The following is a 20,389-nucleotide window of genomic DNA, read 5'->3' as shown; positions in this document are numbered from 1 at the left end:
CAATCATGAATTACGAAAATATTTTAATTACAACAGAGAATAATAGTGCTACGATTACTGTTAATCGCCCTACAAAACTAAACGCTTTGAACAAAGCTACCATTACTGATTTGTATAAAGCATTCAAAACATTGGGAAAAAACAATGAAATTCGTTCTATTATTCTAACTGGAAGTGGTGAAAAAGCTTTTGTTGCAGGAGCCGATATTGCTGAGTTTGCTAATTTTTCTATCGAAGAAGGAATGCAATTAGCTGCTGAAGGACAGGAAAAATTATTTGATTTCATAGAAAATCTTAAAACTCCCGTTATCGCAGCAATCAATGGTTTTGCATTAGGAGGCGGATTAGAATTAGCGATGGCATGTCATTTCAGAGTTGCTTCGGAAAATGCAAAAATGGGTTTACCTGAAGTTTCACTTGGACTTATTCCTGGTTATGGCGGAACACAACGCCTGCCCCAACTTATAGGAAAAGGGCGTGCAATGGAAATGATCTTGACTGCCGGAATGGTAAGCGCGCAAGATGCCTATCGAACTGGATTGGTAAATCACGTGGTACCAGAAGCAGAACTTTTAGATTATTGTAGTAGTCTTGCACAAAGCATAACGAAAAATTCTCCCTATGCAATTAGTAAAGCCATAAAAGCCATCAATGCCAATTACAAAGAAGGCAAAAATGGTTATGAAACCGAAATAAAAGCTTTTGGAAAATGTTTTGGGACTACCGATTTTAAAGAAGGAACAACGGCATTTCTAGAGAAAAGAAAAGCGGTGTTCACAGGAAAATAATAACAAAGGAGAATCATTTTGGTTCTTTAACTCAAAGGTAAAATGCTTTGAAATAATCTTTCTTCAAAAAATGGATTGTTTGATTTACAAAACTTAATTTTGCAAACCCGTTTCGGAATATAATCCAACATTTAAAATCTTACTTTATGTCCTACCAACCTGTATTTGCACTTTTCTGGGAAAAGGTAAAAGAAAGCATCCAAAATGGCACTTATGCCAAATTAACGCTAGCCAAAACCATCGGTGATACTGAATTGAAAAATATTTATGTGCGTCCCGTTTTATTAGAAAATGACGCTTTTAGTCTATCTGTTACGGCACGTTATAAAACGGAAGAAGTAGAAAGCTTCCATTCACTCGATGAAGCTTTTATTGTATTGGCTCCCTATATGAACAATCCGTTTTTGACCGCTCTTCTGTTTACTACTGAGAATGACATCACATTTAAACTCAATAAAAAAAGAGTAGGAAGCATTATTGAACAGGCACCTACTTTTAAAAATGCTTCAGATGTAATTATTGAAATGAAAACCAAAAGAATTATATAATCAATAATAAAGACGCACAGAGTTGCGTCTTTATTATTTTTCCCCCTCCCATTCGGCATAAAATTGCGAAATGAAACCTTCCATATAACGGTGTCTTTCCTTTGCAATTTGTCTTCCGGTTTCCGTATTCATTTTATCTTTTAAGAGCAATAACTTTTCATAAAAATGATTGATTGTTGGAGAATCATTGTTCTTGTATTCTTCTTTTGTCATTCTTGTGTTTGGCGCTATTTTAGGGTCATAGAGAGTTCTGTTTTTAAATCCTCCATAATTGAACGTTCTCGCAATTCCAATGGCACCAATAGCGTCCAGTCGATCTGCATCCTGAACAACATCCAATTCAATTGAAGAAAATTTCTTTTCAAAATTACCGCCTTTATAAGAGATGTTATTAATGATATTCACCACATGATTGATAATCTCCTCGTCGACATTTTCTGATGCTAAGAATTCACGAGCTATTTTAGGACCGATCGTTTCATCTCCATTATGGAATTTACTATCCGCAATATCGTGAAGCAAAGCACCAAGCTGTACAACTGTTGTATCACAAGCTTCGTTTTTAGAAATCGAAATAGCATTTCTATACACTCTTTCAATATGAAACCAGTCATGCCCGCCTTCCGCATTTTCTAATTTTGCTTTTACAAAAAGAATTGTTTTACTAATTAAATCTGTCTTTATCATTGTTATATTTGGTAAAAAAAATGTCGATTTTCAAAGACTAACTTCAAAAATCAACATTCATTATTCTTAAATCAAAAAAAATTAAAGTCTAGCTGGCTCTACCCATTTGAAAATATGTGACTCTTGTGGAATGACCAATCTTTCCGATATTTTTGCCATTCTTCCTGGTAATTTCATCAAATAATCACGCGCTTTTTCCGCTTCATCAGTCAAACCAGAAATCTTGTCAATTTCCCACTTGTCAATTAATTTTTGCATAATATCTACATAATCAGCAGCAGTATAAACGCCAATTCTTTGTGCTGAATCGGAAAATTGTTCGAAAGCAGTACTTATTTTTTCACCAGATTCTCTCAAGAAATGCGCTGGCATAACAATTTTTGCTTTCATCATGTATTGAAACGCAAGCATCATTTCACTAGGATCTACCTGAAAAATACGGTTTACAAATTCGCTGTACGCATGATGATGACGCATCTCGTCACCAGCGATCATTTTGCACATTTTAGACAATTTGTTATCCCCATATTTCTTAGCCATTTGCGCTACCCTGTTGTGTGACACATAAGTTGCCAGCTCTTGAAAACTAGTATATACAAAGTTTTTGTATGGATCTCTTCCTGTTCCAATATCAAAACCATCGCTAATAAGGTGCTGTGTTGTCATTTCTATTTCACGCATGTTTACACGACCTGACAAATACAGGTATTTATTTAGTAAATCACCATGACGATTTTCCTCTCCAGTCCACTGTCTGATCCACTTAGACCAACCGTTTCGCTCCACATTATCAATTCCCTCTACGTCCATTAACCAAGATTCGTATGTTGGTAAGGCCTCCTCAGTAATAGTATCACCTACTAGAGTCACCCAGAAATCATATGGTAATTCTTTTGCAATTTCACGTAATTCTTTGACCTCATCAAAAAAAGTATCGCTTTGAGAATTAGGCAAAAAATCTGTTGGTTGCCATATTTTTTCTACCGGAATTAGATACTGATCGACAAAGCTATCTACGTTTTTTTCTAAAAACTGCATTACTTCTAATCGAATGTTTTTTATTGACATTATATATAAATTAAATTTTTATTTCTTGAACAACTGCTGTTTCTGTTTTCTTCATTAATTCAGCAAAATCATACTCTTTAACCGCTAATGGTTCGTGGACTACAAAGGTAAGATGATTTCCTAGACCTAAAGGGAAAAATCCGTATTTAACCATTTTCCAAGAATTGTTTATGCTTATTGGAACAACATATGCCGATGGCGCATATTTACACAAAATTTTCAACCCGCTTTGAGCAAACTCCTTCGGTTTTCCTGTTTTACTTCGCGTCCCTTCCGGAAAAATAACTGCCGTACGTTTGTATTTTTCAATATATTCCGACAATCCCTTAATAGCAGGAATGGCTTGCTTAGGATCTTTTCGATCAATAAGAACGGAACCACCATGACGCAAATTAAAAGATACGCTTGGAATGCCGCTGCCCAGTTCTTTCTTACTAACAAATTTACAATGAAATCGGCGGAAAAACCAAATCATAGCGATAATATCGTACATACTTTGATGATTGGAGACAAAAATCAAAGGAACATTTTCAGGAATGCTTTCTATATTTTCAAATGTATAGGTTGTTCCTAAAAGGTTGGTGCATTTTAATAAGAAAAAATTCAGATAATCGACACTTTTTTTATGAGCCTCATAGCCGAAAACATAGAAGCAAACCCACTGAATTGGGTGAAAAATAACCAAGGTAAGACCGAAACATAAATAATAAATTATGGATATGGGATACGAAATTAGTTTTTGCATGCTTTAAAATTTGCCACAAAAGTAAGAAATATATTTTTAGCCCGATTTAAATCACAAACAATATACAGGCTCAGCGTTTAATTGTAACTTTGCAGATCAAAATCTATGTCTTTTGTCTATTAAAATGAACTTCACCTACCCAAAAAACGAAAAGCTAAAAAGTAAAATTACCATTGGATTATTGTTTTCTGAAGGGAAATCAGTATCCAAATATCCTTTGCGGTTGGTTTATTATTCGGGTGCTTTGGGTAATCCTGAAAAATCGGAAGAAAAAATCAAAATGGGTGTTTCGGTTTCTAAAAAATATTTTAAGAAAGCCGTTGATCGCAATTATTTCAAACGGGTGTTGCGCGAAACCTATCGTCTCAACAAACATTTATTGATTGATAATCTGGACCAGCCCCATGCTTTTATGTTTTTTTACCAAAGCAAAGAACGATTAAGCTATGAAGAAATAAATACGAAAACCATTCAATTGTTTGAGAAGTTTTTGGCTCAGAACAGCAAAAAAAAGGTATCTGAAAACGACTCAAATTTAGAAAACAAATAATTCTAATTTTATTAAATAAGGCAGAATAGCGTTTCCCTATAGCCCAGCTATTATTATTGGTGATTTATGCTTAATTTAGTAATCTCAAATTTAGTCCAAAAAACCATGAACTTCTTTTTCAAAAAAAAATTCATAATCCCTCTTGTCGCTTCGGCATTTCTCTATATTGGCACCAGTTTCAAAGATGATTTTTTTGAAATCGCCAAGCAGATAGAAATTTTCACTACGCTTTTCAAGGAATTGAATAAGAACTATGTTGATGAAACAAATCCTGGTGACTTAATGGATAAAGCCATTAAAGGCATGTTAGCCAGTTTAGATCCGTATACCGTTTATTTTAACGAACAAGATGTCGTCAGTTTTAAAATAAACAATACAGGAGAATATACCGGGATTGGCGCTTTACTAACCCGGAAAGACGGCAAACTCATCGTCAAAGAACAATACAAAAATTTTCCGGCGGATAAAGCAGGACTCAAAGCAGGTGATGAAATTACTCAAGTAGGAGATATTCTTTTATCTGATTTTAGAGACGATGCATCCGAATTATTCAAGGGCGCAAAAAACACTAAAATAGACATTAAATACATCCGTCAGGAAAAACCCTATACTACCCAAATTGTTCGTGATGAAGTTGAGATAAAATCAGTTCCCTTCTTTGGCAAAATAGATGCTGAAACCGGCTATATCGTTTTATCACATTTCAATAACAAAGCTGCTGCAGAAACCAAAATGGCATTAGAACAGCTAAAAAACGAAGGTGCTAAAAGAATTGTTTTGGACTTAAGAGGTAATCCTGGAGGACTCTTGAATGAAGCGGTAAATATTTGTAATCTCTTTGTTCCAAAAAACGAAATCATAGTAACCACAAAATCGAAGATCGAAAAATACAACAACACCTACAAAACCACCAGAGAACCTGTTGACACTGAAATTCCTTTGATCATTATTGTAAATGGAAAAAGTGCTTCGGCTTCAGAAATTGTTTCCGGAGCTTTACAGGATTTAGATCGTGCTGTGGTATTGGGAAGCAGAAGTTTTGGTAAAGGATTGGTGCAAAGACCCGTTGATTTAACTTATGGAACCCAACTTAAAGTGACTATTTCTCGTTATTATACGCCTTCTGGCAGATGCATTCAAGCTTTGGATTATGCCCATAAAGACAAAAATGGCTTGGCCATAAAAACCGAAGAGAAGAATTTTAATGCTTTCAAAACCCGAAAAGGAAGAACGGTTTATGATGGTGGAGGCATCCAGCCTGATGTGGAACTTGACGAAACAAAATTAAGTCCGGTAACAAATGCAGTCGTAAAAAACGATGGGATTTTTAATTATGTGACGAGTTACTATTACAAAAACCCAACTTTAGGCAATACCATTCCAACGATTTCCGATGCAGATTTCTTAGACTTTAAACAGTTTTTAAAAGCGCAAAAATTCTCTTTTGACACGGATACGGAGTTGGCACTGAAAAACACCTTGGCTGTAGCCAAAAAAGAAAAAATAGACGGATCCATCACTGCTGAATACCAACAATTGCTTTCTGCTCTTCAAAAAAGTGAAGATGCATTATTAGATAAAAATCAAAAGGAAATCAAGAATTTAATTTTAGAGGAAATAATTAAACGCTACCAATATCAGGAGGGTTTATATCAATATTACATAAAAAATAATTCTGAAATTAAGAAGGCCGTAAGCATTTTAAACAATAGTCCAGAATACAAATCTATTTTGAAATTGTAATGCATCAATACTTTAAAATAGTCCTTCTTTTATTTTTTGGATACCTTTCAGCTCAGGAAAAAACCGTACAAACAGTCTATTTTGAATTTGATAAATACAACCTTTATGATCAACAAATTAAAACTATTGTTGATTTTGTAAAAAAATCAGACACTACGAAAATTGAATCTATCCAAATTTATGGCTATTGTGATGACAGGGGTGATAATGATTACAATTATGAATTATCAACAAATAGGGTAAAAACGGTTCAAGACGTGCTCACTTCTTATGGGTTCAACAAAAATAAAATTGTCGTTATTGAAGGCAAGGGACGCATCATTCTAAAAAAAGATACGGAAGAAAATGTAACCGAAATGCGGTCTAAAAACAGACGCGTCGATTTGTTTATTGTTAAAAAAAATAGTTTCGGAAAAGGCATTTACAATTCGTTTCAGGAAAATCATAAAGTTGGTGACCGTGTTTATTTTGAAAACATATTATTTATGCTTGGAAGCAGCGCCTTGCTGCCAGAATCGAAAAAAGAACTGGACAAAATTGCCACAATACTGCAAAAAAACCAAACATTAGAATTTGAAATTAGAGGTCACGTATGCTGCACTCCAAGTTATTATGACGATGCAATAGATGAATTTACTCATGAAAGAAAACTTTCATTGAATCGTGCCCGAAATGTCTACAGGTATCTGATATCAAAAAAAATTAATCCACAACGAATGACTTACAAAGGTTGTGGGAATAAATTCCCTTTAGGAAAAGGTGATGCACTTGATCGAAGAGTCGAGTTTCTTATTTTAAAAATATAGTTAGGCTTTCTGCATTTCAATATGCGGAATATCATCTTCCAGATACATTTCGCTGGTTTGCACAAAACCTTGGCTTTCGTAGAATTTTTTCAGGTACAATTGGGCTCCAATGGTGATTTTACTTTCGCCAAAATGAAGCAGAATTCCTGTAATAGCTTCTTGCATTAGGTCATGTCCCCATTTCCTGTCTCGGTAATTTGCAGCAACGGTTACTCTTCCTATAGAAGCATTATCAAAACTGATTCCTGCTCTGAAAAGTCGGGCATGCGCCACAATTTTTCCCTCAAACTCACCAAAGAGATGTAACGCCACCTTGTCTTTACCGTCAAGATCCAGATAGACACAGTTTTGCTCTACCACAAAAACCTCACTTCTCAGTTTTAGTATATCATATAGTTCATGAACAGTAAGGGCCTCAAAGGGCTTTATTTTCCATTCTAATGCCATTTAGTTTTCTTTTTTATTAAAATGCCAGGATTATTTCTTCTCAATTTCAACCGATTTTATCATCGCTTCCAACTCATGCATCAAATCACGTTTCTCCTTTGACGGTGCATAACACAAACCTTCCAAAACCAGAATTCTACTGTGTTCCTTGTCTAAAATCGCATAATTGATAAAAGGACCCGCCATAAAATCATTCTTTAATTCCCAAGTTCCTTTGGTCTCATAGGTTTCCTTCCCGTCAAGATTAATCTTTGAAAGATAGGGCGCATATGCTTCTTCGGTAATCATATTGGTATTAGGTTCTGTTCCGCTGATATATAAATTACCTATTGAATCCCTCATTTTTATGATATTGGAAATCAAATTTGTGTTCTTTTTAATGGATTTTATAGGAACCTGATAAATTAGCAGACTTGTATTTCCACCGACAATTTCCTTCTTCAACCATATGAAATTGCTCTTGTGAAGCACATACGTATAACCGGAAGGAATCTTTATCAGGATATGAAATTTATTGCTAATTAATTGGGGGTTAAGCAGCGACTGACTATTTATCCTCTGGCTTTCGGCTATTTCACCCTGTTTGATTAACTGAATCATTTGCGGAGCATTTTTTTCTAAGCATGCGATAATATCGGCTCCGGTTTTTCCTGAAATATGAAATACATTTTGAGGTGATGCGTATTGGTTTTTTTTTATTTCAAATTTATTCTGCTCTTCTTTCTTTACCACAATAATTGCTCTGGTATCAGTCATGAACCCCTCCAGAAGTTTAACCGGATATTGATTAATGGTAAATAGCGGTTCTTCTTGCGGCAATCCAATAACTGGTGATGCAAACTTATTTCGAATGCTGTCCCCTATCTCACCATTCCATAACTGGTCATCAATAATTACTGAAATCGTATTGATTTTTCCACTCGTTTTACGATGCAGATTATCGCTCTTCTTTGTACAAGAAAAAAATAAGAACGAAACAAGAAGATACAAAAAATGGATTTTATTCATTGATTCTGTAGTGCTATAAAAATTTTAATTGCCAAATAAAAAGAAAAAAGGTCAACTTTACTGAAAAAAGCAAAAAAGTATTTTAATTAAACTATTTATGGATTTTGTTTAATTGAATATTCCTAAAATCAATTGGCGAACCTTCATAATTTAGAGAAATCTTTCCTTCTTTGGAAGACACTTCAACACATTCATTTACTAACTTTCCGTTCAAATATTGTGTACATTTCCCGTTGAATGATTTGATGAGAATTGTATTCCATTCTCCATAAGGGTTCTCATTGCTACTAAATTTTGGAGAAACCACACTTGCACCAGCCTCAATTAATTTTCCGTTTACTTTTGCTGTTACATTATCTAAAAAAATAAAATCACCGGTACTGCTCTCCTTTATTTGAAATTGAATTCCTTTAGGCCAAATGTGATCGGGTGAATCTGAAGGTATGTTGTACATCACACCACTATTTTTTTTTCCATCACCTCTGTAAAATTCCTTTTCTATATTCCACCTGAACTCTAACCTTAATTCAAAATTTTTATAAGAATTATTTGTCATTAGATAGCCACTATTCTCTCCATGCATTCTAATCATGCCGTCCGTAAAATCGTAAGCTTTTGACGGTGCTATTCTTTCAGTGCTATTTTTGGTATACGCATACCAGTCATTCATTGATAAGCTTTTTTGCTTAACAGCACAGGAACTCAGGGATATAAGACAAACAAAAATTATCTTTTTCAACATTATACTATTTTTATTTAAAAACAAAGTACTTACTCTATTTAATTAGAGGTTGAAATTAAGAAAATGAAACTTAAACACTTCTAATTTATCCGTTTATTTTTAACTTCATTCCGGGTTTAATCGGTTCATCGCGAATATCGTTCCATTTTTTAATATCTGAAATAGTTACTCCAGGATATTTTTGGGCAATGCTAAATAAGGAGTCTCCTTTTTTTACATAATATTCTGCTGCCTCTTTTTTAGAAACTGAAGCCATATTTTTCTTCTTGAAAGAACTGGACGATGCTTTATCAGTAATAATTGCAATTTCGTTCTTGGCAACAATCAAAATAGCACCTAAAGCAATGTTATGGTCCGACAAATTATTCCACTGTTGCAAATCGGTTAAAGCAGCGCCAAATTTCTTAGCGATATTCCCCAGATTGTCTCCTTTTTGAACCACATACTCAATGTCTTTTCGTTCTGGATTAGTAGCCAATTCTGCTTCTTTATTGATTTTAACTTCAGCAATTGCTTCTGCAGGAACTGCCTCCGCTTTTAGTTCTTTCTTAACTGCTTTTACAATACTTTCTTCGGTAAGGATCTTTAAACTCTTACCATAAGGAACGGCATTGTTTTTCAATTTATTCCATTTTTTAATATCGGAAACGGCAACGTCATATTTATGGGCAATTTCACTCAGATTATCTCCGCGTTTTACTTTGTAATATTTCGTTTTAGGAACTATAATCCGTTGGGTGGTAAATTCATCGTATCCCGTTCAACAATCGCTTTGGTAACCTGAAATGTTTTTTCACGAGAGTCAACTTCATGTTGGGCATACGCATAAATTTTAGCTTCATTTGAAGTAAATACAGCAACTTTATCTTGTGGCAATCTTAAAAAATGATTTTCATCATGGTAAAACGGAATCACATTTAGCTTATATGATGGATTCAACAGCTGCAATTGTGCAACGGGAACGTCCAGCAAGTCTGAAATTTGTTGGAACGACATTTGCTTTTTGATCATGATGGTATCGGTAGCAAAATGCTTTATTATCGCTCTGTCCGGTTTTATTCCGTGTTCCTTGTGGTATTCATAAATATACATAGTCGCAAGAAAAGCAGGAACGTACGCTTGTGTTTCTTTTGGAAGATTTTTTCTGATATTCCAATAATTTTGCTGGCCACCAGAACGCCTGATCGCTTTAGAAACATTTCCCGGTCCGGAATTATAGGACGCTAAAACCAAATCCCAATCTCCAAATATTTTGTACATATTAGTCATGTATTGTGCTGCGGCCCCAGAAGCTTTTAAAGCATCGCTTCGTTCGTCAATATAGGAATCGATTTTCAAACCATACTGTTTTCCGGTTTGATACATAAACTGCCAAAGTCCTGTAGCACCAACTCTTGAAACTGCTTTTGGGTTTAAAGCGGATTCCACAACGGCTAAATATTTTATTTCCAAAGGAACATTTTGCTTGGCAAGCGCTTCTTCAAAGAGTGGGAAGTAATATTCAGAAATACCCATTAATCGTTCAAAAGATCGCTTTCTGTTTTTTAGGAATGATTTGATGATATTTTCTAAACCTTGATTGTACTCAATATTGAACGGTGATTTTGCATCCATTGCCGCCAGTCTTTCTTTCAAAAGTTCGGTAGGCAATTCATAGTCAACTTTTTCGTCGATATTGATACTTTTTATATCATCCGTTATATTGTTATATAAATCTAAGTTTGTCAATTCTTTCATCCACAAACTATCAACACAAGATGCCATTTCATCTTTTATGAAAGTCTTTTTGATAGAATCTAAATAGGATAATTTTGGTTCTATTTTTACAAAGTCTCTATTTTCTACAGCTTCTTGAGAAAATAAATGGATTGATAACAATAGAAATAACGATAGGGTGGTATTTTTTACATTCATATTTTTAACGATCAAAGGCCTATATTTCAAATGTTTACATTGGTATTTTTTACAAACATAACAGGTTAAAACTAAAAATTTCTTTAAATATTGTTAAAAATGCAACTTTGAGTTCTATTATGAAGAATTTTCCGTGATTTCATTTTAAAAAATACCTTTTAGAACACAATTCGTCAAATTTTAAAACTAAAAAAACCTTAGTGACAAATACTTTGCCTCTAAGGTTTCTTCTTATTTGAGTACGATTTTTTTTGGATTAGGGCTATAAATCAAATCCGATTGCGTCAGTATTAGTCAAGTATCGCTGCAATTCCTGGCAATACTTTTCCTTCAAGCATTTCTAACATGGCACCTCCACCAGTTGAAACATAACTCATTTTGTCTTCCAATCCAAATTGTTTTACTGCAGCTACTGAATCTCCTCCACCTACAAGTGAAAACGCTCCGTTTGCAGTTGATTCAGCTATGAAATTACCAAGGGCAATTGTTCCATTAGCAAAACTCTCCATTTCAAAAACGCCTAATGGACCATTCCAAAGTATCGTTTTAGAATCCATAATTACTTTTTCGAAATTTTCCAATGATTTTGGTCCTGCATCAAGTCCTTGCCATCCGTCAGGAATTGCTGAAACATCAACAATTTGAGTATCGGCAGTATTTGAAAAAGCATTTGCCGCAACAACATCAACCGGAATATGAATTTGAACTCCTTTTTCTTTAGCCAGTCTCAATATTTCCAATGCCAATTCTTGCTTGTCATCTTCACAAATTGAATCTCCAATTTTACCTCCTAATGCTTTCACGAAAGTAAATGTCATTCCACCACCAATAATCATGTGGTCTACTTTATCCAAAATATTCTCGATAACAGTAATTTTAGAAGAAACTTTAGATCCACCAAGAACAGCTGTTACCGGTTTTTCACTATTTTTCAAAACTTTGTTTAAGCTTTCGATTTCTTTAGCTAATAATAATCCAAAACATTTTTCAGTTGGGAAGAACTGAGCGATAATTGTAGTAGATGCGTGTGCTCTGTGTGCCGTTCCAAAAGCGTCGTTTACATAAATATCCCCAAGCGACGCTAATTCTTTTGCAAAAGCAACATCTCCAGCTTCTTCTTCGTTATGAAAACGCAAATTTTCCAATAATAAAACTTCTCCAGCTTGTAAGTTATCCGCAGCATTTTTAGCTTCCACACCAACACAGTTCGAAGCAAACTGAACTGGTACCCCAAGCACTTCTGAAGTTGTTTTTAGGATGTGTTTCAATGAATACTTTTCTTCAACACCTTTTGGTCTGCCTAAATGTGACATCAAAATTACGCTTCCGCCTTGAGCAAGAATTGCTTCAATTGTAGGCTTTGCCGCTTCGATACGCGTGGCATCTGTTACATTGAAATTTTCATCCAAAGGCACATTAAAATCAACACGTATTATTGCTTTCTTATTTTTAAAATTAAAATCGTTTAAAGTTTTCATTAAGTATATTTTTAGTTTGTTTTTTTTGAAAGAATAACAAATATAGAACTTTTCAGGAACTAAAAAATAAGAATATTTTGAAAATTAGGGAAATCCACTAACGAAAACGTTATAATTGTCTCAAATTAATTGTTTTTTAGAATTAATTTGAAAAAAGGTTCGTCTCTGAAATCTTTTCTTTATGGAATTTCTAAAACGACAAGGAGCGCATTTTCGGATAATGCTTCCCATTCCAAGGAGTCGATTCCTGATAAACTTAATCCGTCTTTTGATTCTAACAAACGATTTTCGACTTCAAAAGCACCATTAATTACAAAGACAAAAACGCCTTTAGTAGTGTTTTTTAGCGAATAAACTCCTTCCTTTCTTCCGTCATACATTCCTATAAAACCGAATGCATTTGAAATTTCGAATAATGGAATTAATTGGTTCTTATCGGTTAAACCAAAATTAAACTGTTTGAAACTACTTTCGAAATCTTGATTTTTGGCATTGAACGCTATTTGTAAATAACTGACATTTTCTTCCTTGTAAGAATTAGAAAGAACGAAAGACATTCCTTTCTCGGCAGAAACAATTCGGATTTGTTCTACTCCTATAAAACTTTCATTCCCTAAACTGTCTTTATAATCCACTCCGCCAAACAGCGGTAAAATAAGCACTGTCGTATTGGCTTCCAAAACCGTTTTGGCAGTATGATAAGGCGCCAGTATTTCTTCGTTTAAAACGTGTAAGGAACCAAATGGTTTTCTACTTTCTTCGAAATAACTTCCAAAATTTAAAGTAGAAAGACAGTTGTGTCCCTTTGATTTAAAATGCCCCCTTGCATCGGACTTGAATATTTGTACAGAATTTTGGTGTATCATTTTGGTGACTATTACTCTCAATCAACTTGTTTAACCCGCAACATTTATGGTATGTTCCAAGACAAATCCTTCAGCAATACTTCCCGTAATTGTTGACAATTCATTTGCCACACCGTCTGAAAACACATTATCGGATGCGTTATACGTATATCCCGTCATTCCTTTAGAATATCCATTCGTTGTCGAAGCATTTACTAATACAACGGCACTACCTGAACCTTCGGGAAAAGCAATTTGAGTAACCAATAGCGAGGCTCCGCTCGCGCTATAAACATGGACATGAATGTGTGTTGCTCTGCCACTGTACCATCCTGGAAAAATAGATTTGAAACTAACTATTCCATTGGCAGTTGTAGTTTGTCTTCCTCTCAAAAAGTGAACTGCTGTAAAATCTGCTGATTGCATTCCGGTTCCGCCGTATTCTGAATAATAACCATCCTTATCACAATGCCAAATATCTACAATGGCGCCCGCTAATGCAGCACAACTGGCATTGGTGTTTTTTATAGTAACATTAATGGTGAATCCTACTCCCGTTCTATCACTTACAATGTTAGTCGTCACTAATGACGAAGGTACTTTGGTAGGAAATGGTCCTGCCGTTTCTGATGAAGTGACAGTACAACTTCCTGAATTGTTAATAGCATCTGTACCCGTCGTAGTTGCTGTTGATGCAATCGCATCATCACTGTTACAGGCCTTAATTATAGGAATGACCAAAGATCCTAATCCTACTAATCCTAATCCTCTTAAAAATTCTTTTCTTTCCATGGCAAATACAATTTTAATGTTACAATTATAAAAGTATTTAAATGTAAATAAATGCTGAAATTTATGAGGTAACCAAAAGATTTTATGCGGTAAACAAATGAAAATCAAACCAAATTTGTAATTTTTTAACAATAAAACAACACATTTATTCTTTATTTATTAGGGCATAAAAAGCACTTTCATAACTCGCACTAACGGGAATTTCTTCTTGATTGATGTAAATTATTTTGTTTCTTACTTTTTCAATTTTAGAAATGGGAACAATAAAAGAACGGTGCACTCTTATGAATTCAGGAACAGGCAGCTTTTGAAGGATGGCTTTCAAAGTCATTCTGGCGACAATAGTTTTCTGATTTTGTATGTGAATTTTCAGGTAATCATCTAACCCTTCAATATATAAAATATCCGAAAAGAGAATTTTAATCAGACTATAATCGGCACGGATAAAAAGATAGCGTTGTTCTGGATCCTGGTTTTGTAATTTCCATTGGGAATAGGCTTTTTCGACAGCTTGTTGAAACCGTGAAAAAGAAAAAGGTTTCAAAATATAATCGGTAGCGCTTAATGTAAATCCTTCAACTGCATATTCAGAATAGGCAGTAGTGAAAATCACCATCGTTTTATGTGGTAGGTTTTTAAAGAAATCAATCCCGGAAATGGATGGCATATTAATATCTAAAAACAATAAATCAACAGGATATTTCTTCAAATATTTGAATGCTTCCTCCGATTTAGTAAATGTTTTTTGCAAATCAACAAATTCAATTCTATCACAAAAACTTTGCAAAATATCCAATGCTGGCGGCTCGTCATCGAGTGCAATCGCTTTTATCATCCTACTTTGATTGTTAAGGTTACAGCATAATTTTCCTGATTATCATCAATTTTCAATACGTGGTTGTTGGGATACAAAAGAGACAATCTCTCGATTGTGTTTTGCAATCCGATCCCACTGTCAGATTGAATAGATTGTACTTTATAATTAGAAACAAATAAAGTTAAATAATCTCCGACAATTGTAATGCGAATAGCGATATCAGAATTCTGATTTGGATTCACACCGTGCTTGAATGCATTTTCTATAAATGAAATTAAAATAAGTGGTGTAATGCATTTGCCAAAAGCATTCCCTTCTACAACATAATCAACTTTTACTGTGTCGCCCAAACGGGTTTTTTGAAGCTGAATAAAATTGTTGATGTAATTAATTTCTTTATCCAAAGCAATTACATCATCATTAGCATTCGTTATTATATATCGCATTAATTCGGATAACTGTACAACAGCATCGGCGGTTTTATCATCTTTTTTTATGGCTAAAGCATAAATACTATTCAATGTATTAAACAAAAAATGAGGATTAATTTGGGCTTTCAAAAAGGATAATTCCGATTTCATTTTATCTTTTTCCACTTTTTGCAACCGAATATTAATGGCAAACAACAAGCTGGAAACAATTCCAATTAAATAAACTAAAGTGGTGTGTCCATATTGCGTTGGTGGCCCTCCCATTGGTCTTAAGCCCATGGGTTTGGGTCGAGGCATTACCCCCCTTGGCGGGTTCCCATGTCCAAAATCAAGAAAATTGCGCTCCGGATGATCTAAAAAAGTTGAAATCCACAGAAAAAACAATAAAAACAGAATAATGATACTAAAGTACAGCATCAGTTTTTTTGAAAAATAAACTTTCGGGATAAGATAATAATAATTGAAGTAAAAGAAAAGCAGTAACATAAAGTAGATAAGAAAATAGATTCTGTCATGACCGTTACTTGCTAAATTCGGCAAACTAAAAATACTTCCAGATGATGTAAATGCATACGGCAACAACATAAATGCCAAACACAAGCACAAATGCAATAAATAAAAGGAACTATTTTTTTTCATCAATACTACTTAACCAATCAAATTTAAGATTCTTATTGGAAGCATTCAAATTATTGCGGTAAAAACATCGATTGTTGCGATTTCTATCCCATTTAAATGAACAGTACCCATTTAAATGTAAGCCTATAAATGGCAACGTTTAATTAATCTATCTGAAATATTAATCGTGCACCGGACCTTGTGTACAAGGACAGTTACTAATGCCCGCAAGAAAATCAAGTCCTATTGTAACAACATGAGTTCCTGTATTAAAGACTGCTAATTGGTTAAGGGTAAGTTGATAGGAATACCCAAAATAAAAATTAGACTTCTTAAAACCAAGCATTGGACCCACATTTAATGGTTTTAACATTTGATCGTTAAGAAAACGATAGGATATTCCAGCCCAATAATAATCCTCATATTTATTAAAATGCCTGTATTTTATATTCACGTCAGTACTGGAACGCTTATCGCTGGCAAATAATTGATAGTAAACAGAAGGCTCGTACTCCACCCTGCTATTGGTAGGGCTTTTAAAAACATACCCGGTATAAATCTGATAATTCAAAAGTAAACTTGGCTCTACACCCCTATATTTATCAATATTCTTAGCTAAAATGTTACTTGCATTAAAACTGAAATAAAATTCTTTGTTTCTATATAAAGCTCCTACATCAAAGTTATTATTTGAATTGGATCTATTGTCTGTAATACTAGGGTCTACAACGGGAATTTCGTAAGTAGTGTTGAAATTATTAATGTCTATTCTAAAATTATTAATGTTGTAGGAGATCCCAAAAGACAGGTATTGTTTGGAATAATAATCCAGTATTAAATGATGTGCAAAAGAGACTTTTGCACCCGTTTGTCTGGTATTCCCATTACTGTCATTGTACAAAGACACGCCTACCCCTGAGCGGTCCGCAATTCTAAAATCAGCGTAAACGGATTGATTTTCTGGCGCATCTTTTATACCAACCCATTGTGTCAACCCATTGGCTCTGATTTTAAGATTATCTCCAATTCCAGCGAATGTCGGTGCTATCACGAAATGATTATCTGCTAAATATTGTGTAAAAACCGGCAAATTTAACTCTTGGCTATAACTCGAAGTTACAGCCAGGAGAAGAAATGATATTATTAATTTTTTCATTTGAATAATTTTAATTTGAGATAAAAGTGCCATGGGTTTATTCGTTATCTGTAAAGGGTAAAATGACCCACAAATTCGCGTGCATCTCTCAAATCATTTAGTTTTAAAACATACCAGTAATCTCCTGAAGGAAGTTCAGCGCCGTTGTATTTACCATCCCAATATTGACCTAATCGATAGGTTGCTATTTTTCGACCGTACCTGTCAAAAATATCGAATGTCAGATCTTTATAATTTATGGTACATCCGGGAGCCCATCCGTCACTTACACCATCGCCGTTTGGCGTAAAATAATTTGGAACGCATACATCTATGTACTTAAAATTCCTGGTGGCTTTAGCCACACAACCATTTGAGTCCGTAACTTCAACTGCATAGTCCCCAGATTTGTAGATAATGAAAGTATTCTTCGTTCCGTTGGATTCGCCATTAAATGCATACTGATATCCTCCGCCACCGCCAGTAGCTGTCGCAACAATCTCATTTAGTCCTCCATCGCTCAGCACTAATGCCAGCGGATCAATCTGTAAAATATCGAACGTCGGAGTTCTTTGGGTGCATCCGTTGGTATGTCTGACATCGATAAACTGGCCTGTACCCGGTGCCACATTTGTAAATACATTGCTGGTCTGATACGCTGCACCATTGAGTGAATAATCCAAATCAGTCAGATCAGTTATGCTGGCATCTACTGTTACAGTAACTGAATTACTTGCCGAATTGTTCAAACAACCATAATCCACAGTGGCTATCGGGTTTATTTTAACCGATTCCGGCATGACAACAATAAATTCAATAGTACAGCCATTGGCATCCTTAATATAAACCGTATGGGTTCCTCCTGCCAGTCCTGTGAAATCAAATTGTGTCTGAGTCAAAGTACCTGTTTTATAAACTCCGTTAGCATTATCTAAACTAACGCTATACGGCATCGTTCCTCCAGTAATATCAATACTAAATGCTCCATCTTTATCTCCAAAACAAATTTCCGGAAGCATTGATCCTGCAGTAAGCGACGGAACTATTGGATTGGGTTCGCTAATAACAATACCTGTGATGTACACATAACATCCATTTTTATCCTGAGCAATAACATCATAAGAACCCGGTTGAAGATCTATGAAAATTCCTGAATCAAAAAACTGATCCAATCTAGGAGAAATAGCATATTTAATAATACCGGTACCTCCAGAGGCAGTAACGGTTATTTGTCCGTTTCCTTGTCCGAAACAAGTAACATCTTTAGTTATATAGGGAGCAATCAATGGAGAAGCGGGTTCACTAATGGTAATAATTGACGATATTGTTGTGCAATCCCCGCTATCCACTTTTACCTGGTAATTCCCTACAAAAAGACCCGTAAAATTGCCCGAAACTTGTGGTCCCTTAACAATTACGCCAAGCCCATCCAGTAAAGTATAACTATAATTACCCAGACCTCCCTGAGCCATGGCAACAATAACACCCGTCTTATCTCCGGCACAATTGATAACCGCATTGCTTAAATCTAAATTAATAGCTAATGGAACCAAAGGATCAATTTTGATGTCATTAGACAGATAACTCACACAGCCATTAGCATCTTTCACGTAATAATGATAGGTTCCTGCTGGCACTGATAAAGGCACTGTAGGATTGAATGTCGCACCATAAGTAGTTCCATCTGCGCTATAGGTATACGGTGGAGTTCCTCCAAAAGCACTCAAAGTAAGTGTGGTTTGGGTTAAACAGGTTTTCGTTGTTGCTACCACTAAACTGGTCGTTACTTTTGTAGGTTCGGCTATAACAATATTCGCAGAGCTAGTGCTGCAAGAATAACCATCCGTAATGGTAACGGTATACGTTCCCGCACCCAAACCTCCAAAAACGGGCGATGACTGAGGACCGGACATATATGCAGTTGGCGCAATAGCATTCAATGTATAAGAATAATTACTTCCTTGGCCCCCTGTAACATTGGATACCGTTATACTTGCATCTGTATTTCCAAAGCATGATAATAAAAGAGTGCTTGGAGTAAATGTTCCATTTATTGGTGCAGGGATAGAAAGTGTAACTCTATTTGAAACTCTTGTACATCCTTTTGCATCTCTAACATTTACGGTATAGCTTCCTGCAGCTAAATTTGCAAAAGTGGCGTTTCCAGAATAAGGCACACTTACTCCTGCTCCAGGACCCACCAATTCATATTCAAGTGAACCCCATCCGCCAGAACCAACTGCCGTAATTGTTCCTTTATCATTGGTACAAGTTACGCTGGCCGTCTCATTAGCAACAACAACTAAAGGGGTATCGGGTGAAATAATTGTAACCTCATTCGATATTTTCACACAAAATGGACTTGCTGTTTCGGTTACCTCAATGGTATAGCTACCTCCTGAAAGTCCATTAATAATTAAAGGATCACTAGTTGTATTCCCAGATCCGGTGATTAATGGTGTGCTTCCTAATACTTTATAATTATAAGCTCCGGCATATCCTGTAACATTAATTTCCAAAGCGCCATTGGCATCTCCAAAACAAATTACCGGTTTAGTAGCAGTTGCCACAACATCAATCGTATTGAAAGAAGCTACAACATAGGGAAGTGTAGTAATAGAACATCCTGTAGCTGTATCGTCAACTTGGAAATAATAAGTGCCTGGTTGACTTATGTGGAATACGTTTGGTAATACGGCATCTTGAATTACGTTTGAAGCGCCAACAGGTGAAGATTGGTATGTAAATGGGCCTGTAGCGCCAGTTCCGGTTATGGTAACTGTTTCATCATTGGTACACGTAATTGCAGTCGTTTGTGAAACAGTCTGCGTTGGTAACGGATTAACAATTACTGTATTAGTAGCAGAACATCCGTTAGCATCTTTTACATAAACATTTATAGTCTGGGCTACCGTTGTAGCTACAATAGTAAATATATTAGACGCAAAGTAATTGGCTCCATCGATACTATAGGCATATCCCGTCGTACCTCCGACAGCAGTAATGCTTACCACAGCGGTGTTGAATGTATTATTAGTAGGACATTCATAAACAGAACCACTTACGGATAAAGATAATGGTTCTCCTATTACAACGGTCCGAACCGCTGAACAACCTCTGCCTGAGTTTACTTTTATAGTATAAGTGCCCACAGCCAATCCCGTAAAAATATTTGAGGTTTGAGCCGCGACAACTATTGGTGCTGTTATCTCATAAGTATAGGTTGG

General features: G+C 35.2%; 20 protein-coding genes. 5 read left to right on the top strand and 15 right to left on the bottom strand.

The genetic code is table 11. The annotated features are described in order from the left end of the window. Positions 1-5 precede the first annotated feature (5 nt). On the top strand, positions 6-788 hold the full coding sequence (locus ACNQGH_RS06805; RefSeq protein ID WP_417955233.1) for an enoyl-CoA hydratase/isomerase family protein: 783 nt from the start codon (positions 6-8) through the stop codon (positions 786-788). A 146-nt stretch (positions 789-934) separates the two neighbouring features. Beyond that, a complete protein-coding gene (locus ACNQGH_RS06800) occupies positions 935-1,336 on the top strand; it encodes a hypothetical protein (protein WP_417955232.1) in 402 nt (133 codons plus the stop codon). A 33-nt stretch (positions 1,337-1,369) separates the two neighbouring features. On the opposite strand, the gene ACNQGH_RS06795 is transcribed toward ACNQGH_RS06800, so the two are convergent. The 3 genes from ACNQGH_RS06795 to ACNQGH_RS06785 all read right to left on the bottom strand — a co-directional run bounded on the left by ACNQGH_RS06795 (position 1,370) and on the right by ACNQGH_RS06785 (position 3,836). Then, a complete protein-coding gene (locus ACNQGH_RS06795; RefSeq protein ID WP_417955231.1) occupies positions 1,370-2,023 on the bottom strand; it encodes an HD domain-containing protein in 654 nt (217 codons plus the stop codon). A gap of 81 nt (positions 2,024-2,104) precedes the next feature. Further along, a complete protein-coding gene (locus tag ACNQGH_RS06790) occupies positions 2,105-3,091 on the bottom strand; it encodes an acyl-ACP desaturase (RefSeq protein WP_417955230.1) in 987 nt (328 codons plus the stop codon). A 10-nt stretch (positions 3,092-3,101) separates the two neighbouring features. Then, a complete protein-coding gene (locus ACNQGH_RS06785) occupies positions 3,102-3,836 on the bottom strand; it encodes a lysophospholipid acyltransferase family protein (RefSeq protein ID WP_417955229.1) in 735 nt (244 codons plus the stop codon). Positions 3,837-3,960: 124 nt separating this feature from the next. Here ACNQGH_RS06785 and rnpA point away from each other — a divergent pair, with 124 nt between their 5' ends. From rnpA to ACNQGH_RS06770, 3 genes are all read left to right on the top strand, one after another. Next, entirely contained in the window at positions 3,961-4,386 is a 426-nt protein-coding gene (gene rnpA / locus ACNQGH_RS06780) for a ribonuclease P protein component (RefSeq protein ID WP_417955228.1), read from the top strand. Positions 4,387-4,491: 105 nt separating this feature from the next. Then, on the top strand, positions 4,492-6,129 hold the full coding sequence (locus ACNQGH_RS06775) for a S41 family peptidase (protein WP_417955227.1): 1,638 nt from the start codon (positions 4,492-4,494) through the stop codon (positions 6,127-6,129). After that, on the top strand, positions 6,129-6,935 hold the full coding sequence (locus tag ACNQGH_RS06770) for an OmpA family protein (RefSeq protein WP_417955226.1): 807 nt from the start codon (positions 6,129-6,131) through the stop codon (positions 6,933-6,935). The genes ACNQGH_RS06775 and ACNQGH_RS06770 overlap by 1 nt, the downstream gene beginning before the upstream one ends. Here the strand turns inward: ACNQGH_RS06770 and ACNQGH_RS06765 are convergent, their stop codons facing one another. The 12 genes from ACNQGH_RS06765 to ACNQGH_RS06710 all read right to left on the bottom strand — a co-directional run. Beyond that, positions 6,936-7,382, bottom strand: a complete 447-nt coding sequence (locus tag ACNQGH_RS06765) for a GNAT family N-acetyltransferase (protein ID WP_417955225.1) — start codon at positions 7,380-7,382, stop codon at positions 6,936-6,938. A gap of 30 nt (positions 7,383-7,412) precedes the next feature. Further along, the gene (locus ACNQGH_RS06760) at positions 7,413-8,390 is read right to left on the bottom strand and encodes a DUF4837 family protein (protein ID WP_417955224.1); all 978 of its coding nucleotides are present in this window, start codon (positions 8,388-8,390) and stop codon (positions 7,413-7,415) included. A gap of 91 nt (positions 8,391-8,481) precedes the next feature. Further along, positions 8,482-9,060, bottom strand: coding sequence for a 3-keto-disaccharide hydrolase (locus ACNQGH_RS06755; RefSeq protein WP_417955223.1), 579 nt, complete (start codon positions 9,058-9,060; stop codon positions 8,482-8,484). 157 nt (positions 9,061-9,217) lie between these two features. Beyond that, a complete protein-coding gene (locus tag ACNQGH_RS06750; protein ID WP_417955222.1) occupies positions 9,218-9,754 on the bottom strand; it encodes a LysM peptidoglycan-binding domain-containing protein in 537 nt (178 codons plus the stop codon). A 101-nt stretch (positions 9,755-9,855) separates the two neighbouring features. Next, positions 9,856-11,046 carry a lytic transglycosylase domain-containing protein gene (locus ACNQGH_RS06745; protein ID WP_417955221.1) on the bottom strand — a complete coding sequence of 397 codons (1,191 nt, stop codon included), beginning with the start codon at positions 11,044-11,046 and terminating at the stop codon, positions 9,856-9,858. 290 nt (positions 11,047-11,336) lie between these two features. Further along, positions 11,337-12,524 (bottom strand): phosphoglycerate kinase, encoded by a 1,188-nt coding sequence (locus ACNQGH_RS06740; protein WP_417955220.1) that lies wholly within the window; start codon positions 12,522-12,524, stop codon positions 11,337-11,339. 179 nt (positions 12,525-12,703) lie between these two features. Beyond that, positions 12,704-13,390 carry a pirin family protein gene (locus ACNQGH_RS06735; RefSeq protein WP_417955219.1) on the bottom strand — a complete coding sequence of 229 codons (687 nt, stop codon included), beginning with the start codon at positions 13,388-13,390 and terminating at the stop codon, positions 12,704-12,706. Positions 13,391-13,420: 30 nt separating this feature from the next. Further along, complete coding sequence (locus ACNQGH_RS06730; protein ID WP_417955218.1) at positions 13,421-14,161, bottom strand: dioxygenase family protein; 741 nt, start codon at positions 14,159-14,161, stop codon at positions 13,421-13,423. Between the two features lie 145 nt (positions 14,162-14,306). Further along, positions 14,307-14,996 (bottom strand): LytR/AlgR family response regulator transcription factor, encoded by a 690-nt coding sequence (locus ACNQGH_RS06725; RefSeq protein WP_417955217.1) that lies wholly within the window; start codon positions 14,994-14,996, stop codon positions 14,307-14,309. Beyond that, a complete protein-coding gene (locus ACNQGH_RS06720) occupies positions 14,993-16,048 on the bottom strand; it encodes a sensor histidine kinase (RefSeq protein ID WP_417955216.1) in 1,056 nt (351 codons plus the stop codon). Before ACNQGH_RS06720 ends, ACNQGH_RS06725 begins: the two co-directional genes overlap by 4 nt. A 160-nt stretch (positions 16,049-16,208) precedes the next feature. Beyond that, the gene (locus tag ACNQGH_RS06715) at positions 16,209-17,183 is read right to left on the bottom strand and encodes a PorP/SprF family type IX secretion system membrane protein (RefSeq protein ID WP_417955215.1); all 975 of its coding nucleotides are present in this window, start codon (positions 17,181-17,183) and stop codon (positions 16,209-16,211) included. 44 nt (positions 17,184-17,227) lie between these two features. Next, on the bottom strand, positions 17,228-20,389 hold a 3,162-nt coding region (locus ACNQGH_RS06710), incomplete at its 5' end, for a T9SS type B sorting domain-containing protein (RefSeq protein WP_417955214.1).

Source organism: Flavobacterium kochi, assembly GCF_048286715.1.
Taxonomy (GTDB): Bacteria; Bacteroidota; Bacteroidia; order Flavobacteriales; family Flavobacteriaceae; genus Flavobacterium.
Note: the sequence above shows the minus strand (reverse complement) of the source record. Positions and strands in the feature narration are given on the sequence as shown.